The organism is Niallia sp. FSL W8-0635, from assembly GCF_038007965.1.
Lineage (GTDB): Bacteria > Bacillota > Bacilli > Bacillales > Cytobacillaceae > Niallia.
In genome coordinates, this window is record NZ_JBBOYD010000001.1 from 1,359,450 (window position 1) to 1,378,660 (window position 19,211).

The 19,211-nt window shown below is 35.4% G+C and carries 18 protein-coding genes; 13 read left to right on the top strand and 5 right to left on the bottom strand.

What is annotated here, in order from left to right:
• Window positions 1–119: 119 nt before the first annotated feature.
• Complete coding sequence (locus NYE52_RS06465; RefSeq protein ID WP_341192314.1) at window positions 120–2,069, bottom strand: LysM peptidoglycan-binding domain-containing protein; 1,950 nt, start codon at window positions 2,067–2,069, stop codon at window positions 120–122.
• Between the two features lie 423 nt (window positions 2,070–2,492).
• Here NYE52_RS06465 and NYE52_RS06470 point away from each other — a divergent pair, with 423 nt between their 5' ends.
• The 9 genes from NYE52_RS06470 to NYE52_RS06510 all read left to right on the top strand — a co-directional run bounded on the left by NYE52_RS06470 (window position 2,493) and on the right by NYE52_RS06510 (window position 10,391).
• On the top strand, window positions 2,493–3,290 hold the full coding sequence (locus tag NYE52_RS06470) for an inositol monophosphatase family protein (RefSeq protein WP_341192315.1): 798 nt from the start codon (window positions 2,493–2,495) through the stop codon (window positions 3,288–3,290).
• A gap of 317 nt (window positions 3,291–3,607) precedes the next feature.
• Window positions 3,608–4,522 (top strand): phosphate/phosphite/phosphonate ABC transporter substrate-binding protein, encoded by a 915-nt coding sequence (phnD, locus tag NYE52_RS06475; RefSeq protein WP_341192316.1) that lies wholly within the window; start codon window positions 3,608–3,610, stop codon window positions 4,520–4,522.
• Window positions 4,523–4,599: 77 nt separating this feature from the next.
• Window positions 4,600–5,367, top strand: coding sequence for a phosphonate ABC transporter ATP-binding protein (phnC, locus tag NYE52_RS06480; RefSeq protein WP_341192317.1), 768 nt, complete (start codon window positions 4,600–4,602; stop codon window positions 5,365–5,367).
• Between the two features lie 2 nt (window positions 5,368–5,369).
• Window positions 5,370–6,188, top strand: coding sequence for a phosphonate ABC transporter, permease protein PhnE (gene phnE / locus NYE52_RS06485; protein ID WP_341192318.1), 819 nt, complete (start codon window positions 5,370–5,372; stop codon window positions 6,186–6,188).
• Window positions 6,188–6,985, top strand: a complete 798-nt coding sequence (gene phnE / locus NYE52_RS06490) for a phosphonate ABC transporter, permease protein PhnE (RefSeq protein ID WP_341192319.1) — start codon at window positions 6,188–6,190, stop codon at window positions 6,983–6,985. Before phnE (NYE52_RS06485) ends, phnE (NYE52_RS06490) begins: the two co-directional genes overlap by 1 nt.
• Before the next feature lie 172 nt (window positions 6,986–7,157).
• Window positions 7,158–9,098: an FAD-dependent oxidoreductase gene (locus NYE52_RS06495; protein WP_341192320.1), complete on the top strand. Its 1,941-nt coding sequence runs from the start codon at window positions 7,158–7,160 to the stop codon at window positions 9,096–9,098.
• A 136-nt stretch (window positions 9,099–9,234) separates the two neighbouring features.
• Complete coding sequence (locus NYE52_RS06500) at window positions 9,235–9,495, top strand: metal-sensitive transcriptional regulator (protein WP_312097676.1); 261 nt, start codon at window positions 9,235–9,237, stop codon at window positions 9,493–9,495.
• Window positions 9,496–9,585: 90 nt separating this feature from the next.
• Window positions 9,586–10,059, top strand: a complete 474-nt coding sequence (locus tag NYE52_RS06505) for a DsrE/DsrF/DrsH-like family protein (RefSeq protein ID WP_341192321.1) — start codon at window positions 9,586–9,588, stop codon at window positions 10,057–10,059.
• A 35-nt stretch (window positions 10,060–10,094) separates the two neighbouring features.
• Complete coding sequence (locus NYE52_RS06510; protein ID WP_341192322.1) at window positions 10,095–10,391, top strand: rhodanese-like domain-containing protein; 297 nt, start codon at window positions 10,095–10,097, stop codon at window positions 10,389–10,391.
• A gap of 56 nt (window positions 10,392–10,447) precedes the next feature.
• Here NYE52_RS06510 and NYE52_RS06515 read toward each other — a convergent pair whose 3' ends face one another.
• Window positions 10,448–10,804, bottom strand: a complete 357-nt coding sequence (locus tag NYE52_RS06515) for a hypothetical protein (RefSeq protein ID WP_341192323.1) — start codon at window positions 10,802–10,804, stop codon at window positions 10,448–10,450.
• 65 nt (window positions 10,805–10,869) lie between these two features.
• Entirely contained in the window at window positions 10,870–11,061 is a 192-nt protein-coding gene (locus NYE52_RS06520) for a hypothetical protein (protein ID WP_341192324.1), read from the bottom strand.
• A 191-nt stretch (window positions 11,062–11,252) separates the two neighbouring features.
• Here NYE52_RS06520 and NYE52_RS06525 point away from each other — a divergent pair, with 191 nt between their 5' ends.
• Both NYE52_RS06525 and NYE52_RS06530 read left to right on the top strand, forming a co-directional pair.
• Window positions 11,253–11,900 carry a spore coat protein gene (locus NYE52_RS06525; RefSeq protein WP_341192325.1) on the top strand — a complete coding sequence of 216 codons (648 nt, stop codon included), beginning with the start codon at window positions 11,253–11,255 and terminating at the stop codon, window positions 11,898–11,900.
• A gap of 81 nt (window positions 11,901–11,981) precedes the next feature.
• Window positions 11,982–12,716 carry a polysaccharide deacetylase family protein gene (locus tag NYE52_RS06530; RefSeq protein WP_341192326.1) on the top strand — a complete coding sequence of 245 codons (735 nt, stop codon included), beginning with the start codon at window positions 11,982–11,984 and terminating at the stop codon, window positions 12,714–12,716.
• 143 nt (window positions 12,717–12,859) lie between these two features.
• Here the strand turns inward: NYE52_RS06530 and NYE52_RS06535 are convergent, their stop codons facing one another.
• Both NYE52_RS06535 and NYE52_RS06540 read right to left on the bottom strand, forming a co-directional pair.
• The gene (locus NYE52_RS06535; protein WP_341192327.1) at window positions 12,860–14,386 is read right to left on the bottom strand and encodes a solute symporter family protein; all 1,527 of its coding nucleotides are present in this window, start codon (window positions 14,384–14,386) and stop codon (window positions 12,860–12,862) included.
• Window positions 14,383–14,733, bottom strand: a complete 351-nt coding sequence (locus tag NYE52_RS06540; protein WP_341192328.1) for a DUF485 domain-containing protein — start codon at window positions 14,731–14,733, stop codon at window positions 14,383–14,385. Before NYE52_RS06540 ends, NYE52_RS06535 begins: the two co-directional genes overlap by 4 nt.
• Before the next feature lie 421 nt (window positions 14,734–15,154).
• Here NYE52_RS06540 and NYE52_RS06545 point away from each other — a divergent pair, with 421 nt between their 5' ends.
• Window positions 15,155–17,890: a glycosyl hydrolase 53 family protein gene (locus NYE52_RS06545; RefSeq protein ID WP_341192329.1), complete on the top strand. Its 2,736-nt coding sequence runs from the start codon at window positions 15,155–15,157 to the stop codon at window positions 17,888–17,890.
• Between the two features lie 177 nt (window positions 17,891–18,067).
• The gene (locus NYE52_RS06550) at window positions 18,068–18,898 is read left to right on the top strand and encodes a manganese catalase family protein (protein ID WP_341192330.1); all 831 of its coding nucleotides are present in this window, start codon (window positions 18,068–18,070) and stop codon (window positions 18,896–18,898) included.
• Window positions 18,899–19,211 lie beyond the last annotated feature (313 nt).

Here is a 19,211-nt window from a genome sequence, read left to right on the forward strand (position 1 = left end):
GACTAAGGGTGAAATGATTTTGTGTTGTTAGTAGTAATGACATTAAAAGTAGAGAGTGGTACTCACTTTCTACTTTTAATATCAATAGAAGGGCTCGATAGACATAGTTCTATGTTTGTTTATTTCGTAAGTCCAGCTGCTCTTTCTACTTGAGCTTGGTGTAATGGATCTGGTTTTCCGTCTGCATGTCGGGTTGAATTGGCAAAGTAAACGTCAAAATGACCAGTAATCCCGTTATTTGCAATATACTCTCTCTCATGGGGCATAAAGCTCATACTAGCAGCAAGCTTTCTACCATCCACCTCAAGAATAACAGCACGCGTATTCCACGAAAAGCCACCCCAAATAGACTTTGCGACATTTGTATCAGAAGCTGATACTGTTTCACTATCAGCATGGTTTGCACCAATCGTTCGTTGGATATAGAAGCTTTTTCCGGTAACTAAATCGGTTACTTTTGCTTTTTTTCCAATAGTGAAAATATACTGTGCCTCTGTCCACCAATCTAAATTTTCTCCATGGTTTGAGCTTACAACTTCTTTTACAGGAATATGATGGACAGGAACCGTTAATTTTTGTCCTATTGATAAAGAGCTATTTGTTGTTAGATTATTTGCTCGTAAAAGCTCCAATTGAGGTATTCCATATTTTATACTTAAATCCCATATTGTATCTCCAGCTACAACAGTATGTGTTGTATAAGTAATTGTTTTGGCACTTGTTTGGGATGGAGCATTTAATCCATCGGGAATCTTCAGAGCCTGACCAATTTGTAATATATCTGATCTTAGCTGGTTTGCTGAACGAATAGAATCTACCGTCACGCTAAATTGTTTTGCAAGTAAGGAGAGCGTATCCCCAGACTTTACATGATAAGTGAAAGTTGTTCGTTCTTCCTTAATCTTATCGGTAGATTCGGAAGCTGTACTTGGTATCTGAAGTGTTTGACCTATTTGTAACACATCAGATGATAAGCTATTGAGACTTTTTAAATCAGAAACAGAAGTTCCAAATCGCTGTGCAATCGACCATAAATAATCTCCAGAAACAACGGTGTAAGTCGTTGTTATTGGTTGAGCTGGTGAAGGAGCTGTTGTTGTAGAATCAGGAATTACTAAAACCTGTCCAACTCTAATAATATCGGATGTTAAGTTGTTTTCTTTTTTCAAATCTTCAGTAGTAATGCCAAAGTTTCTTGCAATAATGGATAAACTATCCCCAGCAATAACCGTATAGCTACTAGTTTTAGGTGATATAGGCTGTGCAGGAGAGGGAGTAGTTGTGGAAGCATCAGGAATTTCCAAAACCTGTCCAACTCTAATAATATCAGAAGTTAAGCTATTGGCACTTTTTAAAGCATCAATGGTAACCCCGAAGTTTCTTGCGATAACAGATAAGCTATCTCCAGCAGCTACTGTATAATTCTTCGCAGTCGTTGGCTGAGCAGGTACTGTCGGGCTAGGGACAGGGTCTGCGGACTGTTCACCGATTATCATCGGAATAATTAGTGTTTGTCCAAGGCGGGTGCTGTCACTAGTTAAATTGTTTGCTTGCTTAATTCCTTCTACGGTGGTGTCATAATTTTTTGCGAGAACGGTAAGATAATCCCCAGTTTCTACTGTATGAATGGCCTTAGGAATAATTAGTTGTTGGTTAACTTGTAAAACTTCTGATGAAAGTTTGTTTGCTCTCTTTATATTTTCGACCGTTGTATTGTATTTTTGAGATAAATTCCATAAGGTGTCATTACTTGAGACGGTGTAATAAATCGAATGACTTTGTGTTGAATAATTGGAAGGAGATGCTGCTTTTGCCGAAGTGATTTCTCCTAGTAATGGAATAGTTGTTACAGCGATGCCACCGATTATCACCTTAGCTACGTTTACTTTAATGTTTGGGTATCTTTCTTTAATAATAGATTTAGCAATATTGACTATATCTTTCTTCTCTTTCAGAATATTACCGAACTCCTCAGCAAATTCAGATAAATGATCCGCTATGTAAATAATTAATTCATACTCATCACTCGTGGAGCCTATTCTTTTTAGTTCGAATTTTTGATAATCCAATATGTTCCCTCCTTATATAACTTACGTATAGTTTTTTTATAAGTATTAAAAATATGCACCTACTTTTAATAGGGTGTTAATAGTGGATGATGAAGGCTCTCCACTGAAGGAAGTTTCACTGAATAGAAATTATTCTCGGATATTATTGATTTAATGTAGGCGTGAAATCATTTAGTTCCTTTTATCTTTGCTTTTAGCGCCAATTGGTATTGGCAGAAGTACTTTTTGAGGTTTGAAATATGATGTTTAGAAATTTTTGCAAAATAAAAATTTGAATGAAAAAATTCAATATTCTATTGAAAGAAAATGTAATGTGAGATAAACTAACACATAGCGATAAAAAACGGCAAAAATATGGTATTCTAGAGCTTATTAATACATAAAATATAAATTTTTTTACAGTAAGTTTCAGAGGAGGAAGAGATGGTAGATTCAAGAGTGCCTGAGATTGCTGAAAAAGCGAAGGAATGGACGCTGGAGGCTGGAGCGCGTCTAAATTTATCTCACCAAGAAAAATTGAATGTGGAATATAAAACATCGGCCGCCGACATTGTGACACAAAAAGATAAAGAAATTGAACAGTTTTTTGTCGGAAATATTAAGTCGACTTATCCAGGACATTATGTTTTAGGAGAAGAGGGTTTATCAGATGTATTGCCAACAGATACTGAAAATGGAGTAGTGTGGATTATTGATCCAATAGATGGCACCACTAATTTTGTTCATCAACATCTAAATTACGCTATTTCAGTTGCTGTATATATAGAAGGAGAACCAACCATTGGTTATATTTATGATCCGATAAAAAAGGAATTGTTCTCTGCAATAAAAAATCAGGGCGCTTTTTTAAATGATCAGCCATTATCTACATTAGCTTCTTGTACAGTAGAAGAGGCAGTAATATGCTTCAACCATTTGTGGCTTGTTCCAAATGAAAAAGTAAGCTATGAAAAAATGCAGCGCTTAGTAAGTGATGTAAGAGGCGTTCGTTACCTTGGCTCTGCAGCATTAGAGATGGCATATGTTGCTTGTGGGAGATTAGATTCTTCATTGGATTTTCGACTATCTCCATGGGATATTGCAGCAGGTATCGTCATTTTGAATGAAGTTGGTGCTGAAATGACGACTTTGGAAAATCAAGAGATACATGTTTCTACGAAATCATCTACTATATTTTCGAGACCAGGAATTCATCAACATATTCTTGAGTATCTAACTTAAAAAACGTAGGTATCTATATGATGCGAATATTCCGGAAAAGATAATGTGATGCTTCGTTTAGCTAAACGAAGCATTAGATCATCAACAGTTTTTCCTAATTACTATTATCACTTGTATAACAGTATTAATTTTTCTCTTTTGTAATAAAAATGGTTTTTTCCATTTTTATATAAATTTATCCATTACTACAATTTGAACAAGGGGGGACAATCTTTTAGTATGTATCTATCATACTAAAAGCTACTTTTTTTATCGGTTTTTTGCAGTTGTTTTCTTTTATTTATTACACTATTTATTAAGAAAAGAGGGCTAAGAAATTGAAAAAGACATTATTTTCACTAGTTATGGTTTTAATGCTTGTAGCACTAACAGCATGTGGTGGGGGAGAAAAGAACGAAAGTAGCAAGAGCAATGGAAATGACGGAGAAATTAAGGAATTAACATTAGGGTTTATTCCATCTCAAGAGGCAGATAAAATTGCTGATACAGTAGAACCTTTAGAGAAAAAACTTTCAGAGGAGCTTGGAATTCCCGTTAAAGCAGAAGTTATGATTGACTTCGTTGGATTAGTAGAGGGTATGAGAACTGGAAAAATTGATATTGGTTTCTTAAATCCATTTGGATTTGTTCAAGCAGAAGATCGTGCAAATGTTGATGTTCTATTAAAAGCGATTCGTAACGGTGGCGATACTTATGTTGCGCAATATGTAGTTCCTGCAGATTCTAAAATTAATTCTATTGATGATTTAGTAAATACAGAAGGTCTTGTTTGGGCTTACGCAGATACATTATCTACTTCTGGGTATTTATTCCCTGCTTCTCAATTAATGGATAAAGGCGTTAAAGATTTATCTACACATTTCCAACATTCAGTAGTTGGCGGACATGATAATGCAATTCTTTCCTTACTTGATGGACAAGCAGATTTTGCGACTACATTTGATGATGCACGTGATACAGTAGAGGGTGACTATCCTACAGTTAAAGAAGACTTAAAGGTTATCGGTCATACAGATCCAATTCCAAACGATACATTATCTGTTCGCAGTGACCTGCCAGATGAGTGGAAACAAAAGATTAAAGATGCATTCTTAGCATTTAATGATGATGAAGAAATGATGACAATCATGCATGATGTATATACATGGGATGGAATTGCTGAAGCTAAATCAGAAGATTATGAAATCGTAAGAGAAGTATACGGCAAGTTTGAAGATGAATTATCAGAATAATATAGACTAATGTAAAAAAAGGAGGGGGATTTTACCTCCTTTTTTACAAGTAAGTAAATGCAGAGGAGTTTCTTTAGATGATTGAATTTAAAAATGTATCTTTAACTTACCCAAATGGTCATCAAGGACTAAAGAATGTTAATTTAACGATTAATGATGGAGAGTTTATCGTTGTTGTAGGGTTATCAGGTGCTGGAAAGTCCACTTTAATTAGAAGTATTAATCAATTAGTGAAACCTACAGAAGGGGAACTAATTATTAATGGGAAAGATACGTTAAAGTGTAATGAGCGTCAATTAAAAGAAGTTCGTAGAAACATTGGAATGATATTCCAGAACTATAATCTAGTAAAAAGAATGTCTGTCCTTCGAAATGTGTTAACAGGAAGTCTTGGCAGAACAGGGACCTTTAAAAGCTTATTCGGTTTATTTTCGAATGAAGATAAGGAATTGGCTATGGGTAGTCTTGCAAGAGTTGGAATCGATGATAAAGCATATCGTAGAGCAGATCAACTAAGTGGTGGACAACAACAACGTGTTAGTATTGCTAGAGCACTGACACAAAAACCAAACGTCATCTTAGCAGATGAGCCAGTTGCGAGTTTAGATCCACCGACCTCTCATACAGTAATGAAGGATTTAAAGAAAATTAATAAAGAAGACGGAATTACAACGATTATAAACCTTCACTTTATTGATATGGCAATGGAATATGCAGACCGTATTATTGGGATGCGTGAAGGGGAAGTAGTGTTTGATGGACCGGTTAGTGAAGTAAGCGAAAAAACATTTGAAGAGATCTATGGTCGTCCAATTAAAGAAGATGACATTATAGGAGCTGAATAATAATGTCGAAGCAAAAGAATAAAGAGTCAGTGGATAATGGGAATACTGCTGTATTTCATTCGAAAACGAAAGTAACAATAACTTATATCCTTATCATTGTAATAGGCTTATATATAGCTTCTGCATTTTACACGGAAGCTTATCCAAATCTGATTATTGCTGGAATGCCAGTTGTTATAGATTTTGTTATTTATGATTTCTTTCCGCCTAACTTAAAGTATATTTCCACTGTTTTGAAAGCATTAATAGAAACGTGGAATATGGCTTTATTAAGTACAACACTATCGGTTATTTTTGCTTTACCGATAAGCTTTCTTGCTGCTGCGAATATCAATAAAAATAAAGTGTTTTATCAAGTAGTGCGTTTTCTATTAAATATTATTCGTACAATACCAGAACTTATTTTGGCCGTTCTTCTTGTTGCCTTTATGGGAATTGGTGTTATCTCTGGTATAGGAGCATTGTTTATTTTTTCATTAGGGATTCTTGCAAAGCTTATTAGTGAAACGATTGAAGCAATTGATCCAAATCCTCTTGAGGCAATTCGGGCAACTGGTGCGAACACCATTCAAGTAATTAGATATGCTGTAATCCCGCAAATCTTGCCACAATATACTTCTTACGCATTATATGTGTTAGAAATAAATGTGCGTGCTTCTGTTATCCTAGGATTTGTTGGAGCAGGTGGAATTGGGATTATCTTAAAACAACAAACAAGTTTATTTAATTATGGTAATGTGTCAACAATTATTCTTATGACATTTATTGCGGTCACTATCATTGACTTTGTAAGTAGTCGTGTAAGGGAGCGTTTATTATAATGACAAAAAATACGATCATACAAAAGCCAAGAAAAGACAAGATGTTTTGGATTAGAACAACTATTTCTGCTGTCATTCTTGTTTTTCTTTACTATATTGCCTTGACTACTACAGATTTAACATATAGAGGGTCAACTTTAAGCCCAGGTGCTTTACTACAACGTTTATTTTGGAATCCGTTCTTTGATGATGCTGTTTTAGAGAAGGTACCTGAATACATAGCCTATATGGTTGAAACATTAGCAATTGCATATGCAGGAGCAGTTATTGGAGCAATTTTAGCGATTCCATTTGGATTCTTAGCAGCTTCGAATATTTCGAAGTTTTCCTATATTGGAAAGTGGATTTTGAATGCTATTCGTGCATTTCCAGAGGTAATGTTTGCTATTATCTTTGTTGCTGCGGTTGGAATGGGACCATTTGCTGGGGTACTTGCGATTGGGATAAACTCCATTGGAATGCTTGGAAAATTATATTCAGAAGTTATTGAATCGATTGATATGAGTGTGCTTGAATCTTTTAAAGCCAATGGTGCAGGAAGACTGCAAACGATTTGGTATGGGGTCATTCCACAAATTATTCCTGAATTTGCTTCTTATGCTATTTATCGCTATGAAATTGATGTTCGTTCCTCTACTGTACTTGGAGTAGTTGGTGCAGGCGGAATCGGTACACCACTTATCATTGCAGCAATGCAGCGTAGCTGGGAACGAGTTGGGATGATGTTAATGATTATCATCGTAGTAGTTTCGATTATTGACTTTATTAGTAGTAGAATCCGTAGAAGACTTGTGTAAATTAGTTTTAAAAAAGGTGTTAGGTAATGCATTAGATGAATGTCTTTTGTGTGCCAGGCACCTTTTTCTTTACTTTCATTTTAATTGCATATATTATATACATATAAACCCGTTGGGGTATTTTTTTATAGAATTTTATATACCCCTATAGGTATTAGAGAGGAGTTTTTGTATGAAAAGGAAAGTAATTATAATTGGTGGTGTGGCAGGAGGTGCAACAGCTGCTGCTAGATTAAGAAGGATAAGTGAAGATGCTGAAATCATCTTAGTTGAAAGAGGAGAACATATTTCTTTTGCTAACTGTGGATTACCGTATTATATTGGAGAAACGATAAGCGACCGCAGTAAATTACTTGTGCAGACAGTAGAAGGAATGTCTGAAAGATTCCTATTAGATATAAGGGTACAGAGTGAAGCAGTATCTATTGATGGAAAAAATAAAAAATTGACCATTAAAAACGTAAAAACAGGAGAAGTTTATGAAGAAACTTTTGATAAATTGCTACTTTCTCCTGGAGCAAAACCAATTATTCCTCCTATCTCAGGAATAGCTAACCATGAATCTTTGTTTACATTAAGAAATATACCAGATACAGATAGAATAAAAGATTTTGTCGATCAAAAAGCGCTAAAAAGTGCCGTTATAATTGGTGGCGGGTTTATTGGTTTAGAGATGGCAGAAAACTTAGTTGCTCGTGGAATAAAGGTTACGGTTATCGAAAAGGGTAATCAAGTATTGGCCCCCCTTGATGTAGAAATGGCCAGCTCTGTTCAAACACATCTTAAACAAAATGGAGTCACGCTCATTATAGGCAATGGGGTGAAGGAATTTAAAGAAAATGGTAGCCGAGTAGTGTTAGAAGATAATACAGAGATAATAGCAGAGATGACAATTCTTTCGATTGGTGTTAGACCGGAAAATGAATTAGCAAAATCAGCTGGATTAGAACTAGGGGAACAAGGGGGTATTGTTGTAAATCATTTGCTCCAAACTTCCAATCAAGATATATATGCAGTTGGAGATGCAATAGAGGTTCGAGATTATATTAATCGAAAAAAGACAATGATTCCATTGGCTGGACCAGCAAATCGACAAGGGAGAATTGCTGCGAATAACATAATGGGGAAAAAAGAAAAGTATGAAGGAACATTGGGAACTTCCATTGTTAAAGTATTTGACCTTACAGTTGCAACTACAGGTAATAATGAGAAAGTGCTCCAAAAGTGGGATATTCCCTATGAAGTGGTGCATATTCATCCTAATTCACATGCTGGTTATTATCCAGAAAGCACTCCTATCGCTTTAAAGCTAATATTTGATAAAGAGTCAGGACGTATTTATGGTGCTCAAGCAATTGGTAGAGATGGCGTTGATAAACGAATTGATGTCATTGCGACTGCAATAAAAGGGAATTTAACAGTAGAGGACTTAACGAATTTAGAGCTATCATATGCACCGCCTTATTCATCTGCTAAGGATCCAGTTAATATGGCAGGATATGTTGCAACTAATATTGTAGACGGGGAATTAGAGCAAATTCAATGGCATGAAGTGGAGCAAATTGTCCAAAATGGTGGCTATTTACTCGATGTAAGAGAAAGTGTAGAAAGAGAATTCGGCTATATAAAAGGATCTCATAATATTTCCTTAGGTCAATTAAGAGATAAGCTAGGAGAGTTACCAAAGAATCAGCCAATTTATGTAAGTTGTCAAGTTGGTTTAAGGGGCTATTTAGCTAGTAGAATATTGAAAAATAATGGTTTTGACGTAAAAAATGTAGATGGTGGCTGGAAAACGTATTCTGCTGTTACTAACACGACAGAAATCATAGAAAATACGAAAGAGACTAGTTCACAAAAAGAGAAAAGAAAAGAAGAAGAATCTTTTCAAAGTGATGTCATATTGGATGTTGCTGGTTTAACTTGTCCGATGCCAATTGTTAAGTTGAAAAAAGGGATAGATCAGTTGGAGCCTAATCAAGTATTAGAATTATTGGCAACAGACAAAGGAATATTAACCGATATACCAGCATGGGCAAAAAAAGTAGGACATCAAATTTTAAAAACAGAACAAGAAGGTTCCGTTATCAAATTTTGGATTAAGAAAAAATAGAAGAATGTAAGGAGTCTCCTTTTCATTAGCTGTCCTGTTCGTTGACAAACTATATATAGTATAATTTAATCAAGTATAATGAAACGATTAATAATGGTTAATTAAAAATACCTGTCGAATGAAAGGAGCATTTTCTTTGGAATATAATGATCAATTAAAAAATAGAGTGAAACGAATGGAAGGGCAACTAAGAGGCATTCTGAAAATGATGGAGGAGAATAAGGATTGTAAGGAAGTGATTACACAGCTATCAGCGGTTCGTTCAGCAGTAGATCGAACAATGGGAGTAATTGTGAGCACGAATTTAGTAGATTGTGTAGTAGAAGCAGAAAAAAACGGGGAAAGAATGGATGAGGTTATTAAAGAAGCAGTTAACCTGTTAGTAAAAAGTAGATGATAAAAAGGGATAGGCTCTAGAATAATAGAGCTTATTATTTTCAATATTTATATACCTATAGGGGTAAAGGTAATAATTGGGAGTGGGAAAATGACAAAGAAAACAAATATTGTACTATTTAGTGGAGATTATGATAAAGCAATGGCAGCATATATTATTGCGAATGGAGCAGCTGCTTATGATCATGAAGTAACAATATTTCATACCTTTTGGGGGCCGAATGCACTAAGAAAGGAAGAGAACATCAAATTAAATAAAGGATTTTTAGAAAAGCTTTTTAGCAAAATGATGCCAAGAGGAGCAGAAAGAATGGGATTATCGAAAATGAATTTTGCAGGATTTGGTCCCAAAATAATAAAACATATTATTAATAAACATCAAGCGATGACGCTTCCACAATTAATCACTTTAGCACAGGAACAGAATATAAACCTCGTTGCTTGTACAATGACAATGGATTTACTTGGATTAAAAGAAGAAGAGCTGTTGAACGGAATAGAATATGCTGGTGTTGCTGCCTATTTAGCAGAAGCAGAGGATGGGCATGTGAATTTATTTATCTGAAGAAAGACAAACATATACTAGGGAGGAATAATGTTATGAAGGAAATAACACCTAATGAACTTAATAGAAAATTATCAAGCGGTGAGAAATTATCGATTATTGATGTTCGTGAACCTGCTGAAGTAGCTACGGGACAAATTCCTGGTGCAATGAATATATCCTTACGACTTATTGAATTTCGAATGCATGAACTTGATAAACAGAATGAATATTATTTGGTGTGTCAGGCTGGTGGAAGAAGTAGTCAGGCCGCTCAAATATTATCAAAAAATGGATTTCATGTAGTAAATATGATTGGTGGAATGCAAAGTTGGGAAGGAGAAGTAGTCTAATTTATAATAAAAAAACAGGAAGCGAGATAAATTGCTATCCTGCTTTTTTATTATTTTTAATATACTTTGGGGAATTTAATGGGCGAATTTAAAGACAGTTTGTCCTTATAAGAACGATAGGCAATAAGGACTTGATCCTTTGTGCTAGCATCTAACTGCAAAATATAATGGCCATTGGTCTCTAAATAGTAATGAATGCCATGTTCTTGCAAATGGCTGAAGTAATAATAATTCCCTAATAAATATTTGCATTCTGTTTTTGTTTCCTTATGCTCTTTTATAAACTCTGCAAGTTGATTCACGGAGACAGATGCTTCACCTGTTAGGGTGAGGATACCTTTGCGTACTGAATCAGTAGCATGGGCAATTGAATCCTTTACTTTTGTGACCACTTTATCGAAATAGCTACTCATTTCTACCTCCATGCCATTACTAAGATTTGATGAGACTTTGTGGTAAAAGCCACATTTTAGCAATTTTATTGTTTAAATGTTTGATCGAATTTTGCCAATCCAGGGTCTTTTTTTAATTGCTTAACATGAAAGGCAGTTGTTTCCGAGTCCGTGTCTCTACTTATTCCTAATTGGTCTCCATCAGCATCAGCAATAACGCCTTCTCTTGGTCCATCCCTATTAGGATTCACATTCACATGTACTTGATCTCTGGGCATCATGACACCTCCTATTGTTAGGATGGTTTAAAAAAAGAAAATAATCCGTGTATTCCTGAATCCAGAACATAAGAATTAATCCAAAAAACTCCATTGTTATTGCCATATTCTGTTCCATTTTTAAACGTATAGTTTAATGTTGTTATATCATACTAATCCTGTTGTTTATTATCAGAACAGGAGGAGATTATATGTTACAAAATGGACAGCAAGTACACCAAAATCTACAAACAGGACAAGTTCCCCAAGCAATGAATCATGGTGGGCATGAAATGTTCGATGTTCATGAAGTATTGGCTGGTGCAATAAATACGATGAATTTGTATAAGCTATTAGGAGGGCATATTCAGGATACTGAATTACGTGATATCCATAATAGACAATACCAATTTATCCAAGAAGAATACAATTTAACCTTACAATGTTTTCAAACTGGACAACCTCCTGCTAAGAGAACAGAGCCATATATGATGAAAGAAAACAATGATTTCATCTTTGGCATGACACCTATGCCTCCATCTAAGCCGATACAAAATGTTAATGAAATTAGTGACCAGCATGTCGCAGCAGCGATGCTAAATGCACTAAAAGGATCTGCTTCTATGAAAACGATGGCAGCAGCAGAGACAACAAATCCAGTAGTACGTCGTGTCATTGCTGCGTCCATTCCAAACTGTCTTGAAATGGCATATGAAGTCTCCTTATATCAAAACAAGCATCATTATTATCAAGTGCCACAATTAGCTACACAAGACATGCAACAAATTTTAAACGGGTTTGCACCTGCTCAAGGAATGCCGATGCAAGAGCAAATGAATATGAATAATAATATGCATTAATTGCTTTATTAAGAAAAAGTTGTCTCAGATTTTTGAGACAACTTTATTTCAGTATAAGTAAAAAAAGGGAGTTTATTCTGTATGAAAAAAATAGCAATCATATTCTTCTTTCTTTTTCTATTTTTCCCATCTTACTCTGTATTTGCTGAACAAAAGGTTCCAATCTTAGTCTACCATTCCATTGATGAATTTCACGGACAAGGTTCAAAAGAATTATTTGTTACTCCGGACAATTTTGAGAAACAAATGAAGTATTTACGAGATAATGGCTTTACCTTGTTAACCTTTGACAGATGGAAGGATATTCATAAAGTGATAAAGCCGATTTTTATTACTTTGGATGATGGCTATAAAAATAATTTAAATGTATATGATATTTTTCAAAGGGTTAAGAATAATCAGTTTGTCCCTACAGCAACGATATTTGCTATATCAGATTTTATTGGAGGTAGGAATCGACTATCTTATACAGATTTAAAACGCCTGTCCGATTCTGGTTTATTCTCTATCCAATCCCATACGGCCACACATCCTGATTTAACAAAAACAACAGATTTTAATCATGAACTCAAAGACTCAAAAGAAAAAATCGAGAAGATTACCGGAAAAGAAGTTATGGTGATTTCTTATCCATATGGTAATACAGATGCTAAAGTAATATCCGAGGTGAAGAAGTATTATTTATATGGATTAACAACAACTCCAGAACTATTTTTAGAAAAGGGAATAAAGGATGAAAACTATTTATTGCCTCGTAAATATATTAAGTATTCAACTACGCTAGAAGAGTTTGGGGATATAGTGGAAGGCAGATAAGGGAAGACTGCTAATAGGAGTAGTGATAAAGCAATGCTTTAGGATAAAATCGATTAATGGCGGTTTTTGTCATATTATTTCCCGGGAAAGCAATGGACTGACGTTCTTGTATAAACAAGTTATAGAAAGTCAGTCCAATACATTTATTTCATTCCCGTATTCGCCTTAACAATCACTTCTGCGTATTTCTTTTCATCTCTTTTATTGGATAGGAGTGTCCCGATGAATGCTCCTAAGAAACCAGCTGGAATAGAAACAATGGCCGGGTTTGTTAACGGGAATATAGCAGTTCCAGTTAAAATGGCGACACCAGGCTCTGGATTGAGTACACTAGGACTAATTGCAACTAACACTAGGGCAGTGATTAAACCAGTGATTACACCTGTTACTGCACCTGTTGTGTTAAATCTTTTCCAGTAAATTGTAAAAATGATAACCGGTAAGTTGGCACTAGCTGCTACACAGAATGCAAGGGATACAAGAAAGGCAACATTCATTTTTTGAGCAAAGAGGGCAAGGATAATGGAAAGTATTGCTACTGCAACGGAAGCATAGCGTGCAGCCTTCATTTGTTGCTTCTCTGTAATCTTCCCTTTTTTTATAATTTGTCCGTAAATATCATGAGCAAATGCAGAAGCACCAGATAAGACAAGGCCAGCAACAACAGCTAAAATCGTCGCAAATGCTACAGCAGAGACAAAGCTCATCAGAAAATCCCCACCAAGTGCATGTGCCAATAATGGTGCAGCCATATTTCCAGCAGCGTTTGCATCCATGATGTCAGAAGCCCCTACAAAAGCGGCTGCTCCAAAGCCTAAAAAGATGGTTAGGATATAGAAAATGCCAATAACCCACGTTGCCGTTACAACAGAGCTTCTAGCTGTTTTCGCATCTTTTACAGTAAAAAAGCGCATAAGGATATGCGGAAGACCAGCTGTTCCTAGAACAAGGGCAGCCATCATGGAAATAGTGTCAAGAGAATTCGTATACTTTACCCCAGGATTAATATATTTTTCGCCTAATGGTGTGAGTGTTTTGATTTCATCAAACATAGTAAGGATATTAAAATGGAATTTAGCAAGGACGAGGAAGGAGATAACGACTGTTCCGAGCATTAAAAGGACAGCCTTAATAATTTGAACCCAGCTTGTAGCAGTCATGCCCCCAAATAATACATATATGGTCATCATTACCCCTACAATTAACACGGCTAGCCAATAATCAATCCCTAATAATAACTGAATAAGAGCACCAGCACCGACTAATTGGGCAATCATATAAAAAATGACAATCGTAATCGTACTTAAGGCAGCAACGCCTCGCACTTTTTTCTGTTCGAATCGGGCATTTATCATATCGGCAATCGTATATTTCCCTAAATTTCTTAGTGGTTCTGCAACAATATAAAGAACCACCAAATAGGCAACTAAATATCCAATAGAATAGAAGAAACCATCAAACCCAGTTAATGCAATGGCACCTGCTATCCCAAGAAAGGAGGCAGCAGATAAATAATCACCTGCAATGGCTAACCCATTTTGCCAGCCTGTTAAACCGCCACCTGCTGTGTAAAATTCACTCGTTGTATTGGTTCTTTTTGCCGCCCAATATGTAATGATAAGCGTCGTAACTACAATTATGACAAATAACAATAGCGCAATTGGACTCATTCATTTTCAGCCCCTTCCTGCTTATTTTCTGCCACTATTTCAGCAGCAAGTTCATCAAATTTCATCGCTCTTCGGACATAAATCATGCATAAAGCCCAAGTCATGATAAATTGAGCGAATGCATACACCCATGTCCAAGTAATCGATCCTATTGCTGGTTTATTTAAGATAGTCGTGTAAGAAGTCAAAATTGGTAACATAAAATAAAAAAGTAAGAAGAAGATTGTTAGAGGAATTAGAAACCGTTTCTTTTGGGACATTAATTGCTTAAACTTAGAACTGTTGGCAATTTGTTCGAATTCGTAAGGCTTAGATTGCTTATCTACATCTTTGGCCAAATTACTCATTCACTTTCCCCCTTTTGAAAATAGGATTTTCCAATATAACAATAGTGTAAAAACTTTAAAGAAGATTGGCAATGGTTCTTTGTTCTTAAATGTAAGCGTTTTATTTATTTGGGAATGCTTATTTTTGATGCTAAAACGTTTGTAAGCTATATAAAATGTGAAAGGATTCAATTTAGCAAGGAAAATTTACTTGAATCACTTGATTATAAATTTAGTAAATTAATTTACTTTATGTATTATTATAATTATTGAAAATATAATCTTGACACAAATTTTTTATATTATAAAATTAAATCGTAATATAAATATTATTAGTAAAAATATTTACTAAATTACTAAATTTGTGAGGTGGTGATGTAGATTTTATTTAAAAATGTAAGCGTTATCCGAAATCGATATTCTAAAAATCCAAGGAGGACGTATGAAAAAGATATTTTGGCAAAAGGTTGGTCTTTTATTACTCACATTACTTCTAGTTTTTACTACTTTTATTTCTAATATATCAATAGCTACAGCAAGTGAAGAGAATAATTATTTGAAAAATGGTGGATTTGAAACTGATTTTTGGCAAGATGATTCATGGAGAATAGAAACAAGTCAATGGGATTACCTAGACTTGCAGCATTTCGCTTATTCGGATGATCAATGGATTGATACGGAAGAGGGTGAGTTTGCATTTAAGTATTGGATTAAAGACACTGTAAAAGAAAAACAAACATTTCAATTATTACAAGATATCCCTGACCTTAAAGCAGGAGAATACAAATTAATGGGAAGAGTGATGGGTGGAAACGATACAGAAGGGGGAGAGCTACAACTAGTTGCTGGTGAAGAAAAAACGGAGGTCACGAAAATGTCAGGCTATAATAATTGGCAGGATGTATCACTTGAGTTTTCTTTAGCAGAAGACACAGCCAATTTTACTATTGGAGCCTTAATTAGTGGAGAAAATTCCAGCTGGGGATATTTAGATAATTTTCAACTTATCAATGTTAGCGATACAAAGAATGATTCTGCTCCTGTTGAGGCAGCTATTTATGTGGAAAAGGTGGACGGGCTAGAGAAAGATTTTATTAAAGGGGTGGACATATCTAGTATCATCTCATTAGAAAATAGTGGGGTAACCTTCTATAATGAATTCGGTAAAGAGCAAGATATTTTTAAAACATTGCATGACTCGGGTGTTAATTATGTAAGGGTCAGGGTTTGGAATGATCCTTTTAATAAAGATGGCAAAGGGTATGGAGGAGGAAATAATGATTTAGAGACAGCTATTAAAATTGGGAAAAGGGCAAATGCGAATGGTATGAAGCTTTTAGTTGATTTTCATTATTCTGATTTCTGGGCAGACCCTGCAAAGCAGAAAGCTCCAAAAGCATGGGCAGACTTTTCCTTTGAAGAGAAAAAGCAAGCATTCTATCAGTATACAAAAGGTAGTTTGCAAAAAATGCTAGATGAAGGAATAGATATTGGTATGGTACAGGTGGGGAATGAAACAAACGGGGGATTAGCTGGTGAAACCAACTGGACGAATATCACTAGTCTATTTAACGAAGGGAGTAAAGCAATAAGAGAATTGGATTCATCTATCTTAATTGCTGTTCACTTTACAAATCCAGAGACAAGTGGAAGATATGAACAATTAGCTAAAACTTTACAGCAGAATAAGGTTGATTATGATGTTTTTGCTAGTTCTTATTACCCTTTTTGGCATGGTTCATTAGAAAATTTATCGTCTGTTTTAAAGAATGTTGCTGATACATATGGCAAAAAAGTGATGGTCGCTGAAACTTCTTACACATATACAAAGGAAGATGGTGATGGTCATGGAAATACTGCGCCAAAGGAATCAGGACAAGCTCTGAATTATCCGATTACTGTACAAGGACAAGCTACAGCCGTAAGGGATGTGATCGAAGCAGTCTCTAATGTAGGATCGTCTGGAATTGGTGTGTTTTATTGGGAACCTGCATGGTTACCAGTTGGTTCACCTGATAGTATAAAGAATAATAAACAAATTTGGGAAACTTTTGGTTCTGGATGGGCATCCTCTTATGCTGCGGAATATGACCCAGAAGATGCTGGTGAGTGGTATGGAGGAAGTGCAGTAGACAACCAAGCATTATTTGACTTTAATGGCCACCCACTACCTTCATTAAATGTTTTTAAATATGTTAACACGGGAGCAATTACTGCATTGGGAATTGATTTGGTAAATAATGTTAATTTGCGATTTTCAGTAGACGAGAAAATAATGCTGCCAGAAAGAGTAAGCGTAATTTATAACGATGGATCAGAAGGGTTTGCTTCTGTAATCTGGGATGAAATGGTACTAAATAAGGCAATTACTAGCGGAAGTGGTTCGTATACTATTCCTGGTGAACTTGAGGATGGAACAAAGGTTTTAGCATATTTACATATTACTCCAAATAATTTTATAGAAAATGGTAGTTTTGAAGAAGATGATCGAAGTATGTGGGAAATAGTATATCCGGAAGGTGTGACCCCGCACACAAACTTTCAAAATAACATTTCCGACAGTAAGACAGGAAATTATTCCTTACACTTCTATTCTGATGAAAAAGTAGATTTTGAGATAAGCCAAACATTAACGGGATTAGAGCCAGGGTATTATAAGCTTTCTATGTTTATTCAAGGTGGAGACGCACAAGATTCTAAAATGAATGTATATGCTGTAACAACTGAACAAACATATCGACAAGATACTGCAGTCTCTGGGTGGGCGAATTGGAATAATCCTTCAATAGACGAAATTTTGATTGTAAATGGCACTGTCACTATTGGAGCTAGCATAAAAGCAAATGCTGGAGCTTGGGGATCTATTGATGACTTTGTGCTGTACAAAGTAAGAGACTATGAAGAATCTGAGATACCGGCAACAGTGGAACCAGGAATAGTAATACCAGGAACAGAGGAACCAGGAACAGAAATACCAGAAACTGATACACCAGGAACAGAAATATCTGAAAAAGCTAACTCTGAGGTGAATAAAGAAGATTCAAATAACAGTCAAAAGGAGTATCGATTGCCTAATACTAACACAGGAATATATAACTTACTATTTATGGGGCTTGTTTTAATGATTGCAGGTGGAATGATTTTATGGAAGCGAAAGTCTTTTTATAAACGAAGTTAAGGGGTAGTTAGTACATTAGTATATTATTAGAATAGAAATAGTTCCAGGAGCAATTTTATATAAATAGCACCTGGAACTATTTATTTGGAAATCTTTTCTACTGTTTATTCTTATGATATCTGGGGTACATCTTAACCGAACAGCAAATAGAAAAAGTCATAAGGAGGAGATATCAAAATGTTTCGTCATCAAAAAGAATTACAATTTGAAGTGAAAGTGGACAAGCCAGATCCAATGTTAGCACGTCAAATCCAAGAGGTACTTGGAGGTCAATTCGGGGAAATGACAGTTATGATGCAATATCTTTTCCAAGGTTTTAACTGTAGAGGAGAAGAAAAATATAAAGATATGCTAATGGATATTGGGACAGAGGAGATTGGGCATGTGGAAATGCTTTGCTCTCTGATAAGTCAGCTTCTTGATGGAGCGTCACCTGAGGATCAAGCGGAAGCTGCAAAAGATCCAGCAGTTGCAGCCATTATGGGTGGAATTAATCCACAGCATCTGCTTGTAAGTGGTTTGGGTGGTATGCCTACTAACTCCAATGGGGTACCGTGGAATGGTTCTTATATTGTAGCAAGTGGAAATCTATTAGCAGATATGCGTTCCAATCTTCACGCAGAAAGCCAAGGGCGCTTGCAGGTTGCAAGATTGTACCATATGACAACAGATGAGGGAGTTAAGGCGACATTTAGAAAAATGTTAGCCCGTGATCGTTACCATCAGTATCAATGGATGGCAGCAATAGAGGAACTAGAAGCAAAAAATGGTGTTGTCGTACCAGCCAGCTTCCCAGCAGAAGCAGAAAAAGAATCGCAGCCAGAGGCTTATGAATTTTGGAATCTATCAGAAGGAGATGCTTCTTCAGAAGGTTTATGGGCAACAGGAAGTGCACAAGATGGTACTGGTGACTTCGTTTATGTGAAAGAGCCGGTTCCGAAAGGACAAGTTCCAATTAATCCTATTCCATCTGAATCTTTGCATCATGATTTGAATATTAAAAAGTAAGAAGAAGAAAAAATAGACGTAAGCTACTATTATTACTAAATAGCAGCTTACGTCTATTTTGGGTTTCTTCTAGTATTCTCTTTAGAAATAGTGTAGAATTACTAGAAAAGTTTTAAATAATCACAAGAATTAAAATTTTGTGTATTTCCGAATGCTTATTTTCATGTTACATTTATTTATAACTAATTAAGCAACTAGTGAAATTTAGTCTTGTGGAAGCCAAAAAGGAGATTTTTCTATACATATTAATAATTATTTATTTTAGAAAAATCAAAATAAAAAGAGAGAAGAAATTTACGGAGGTAGGATTCAA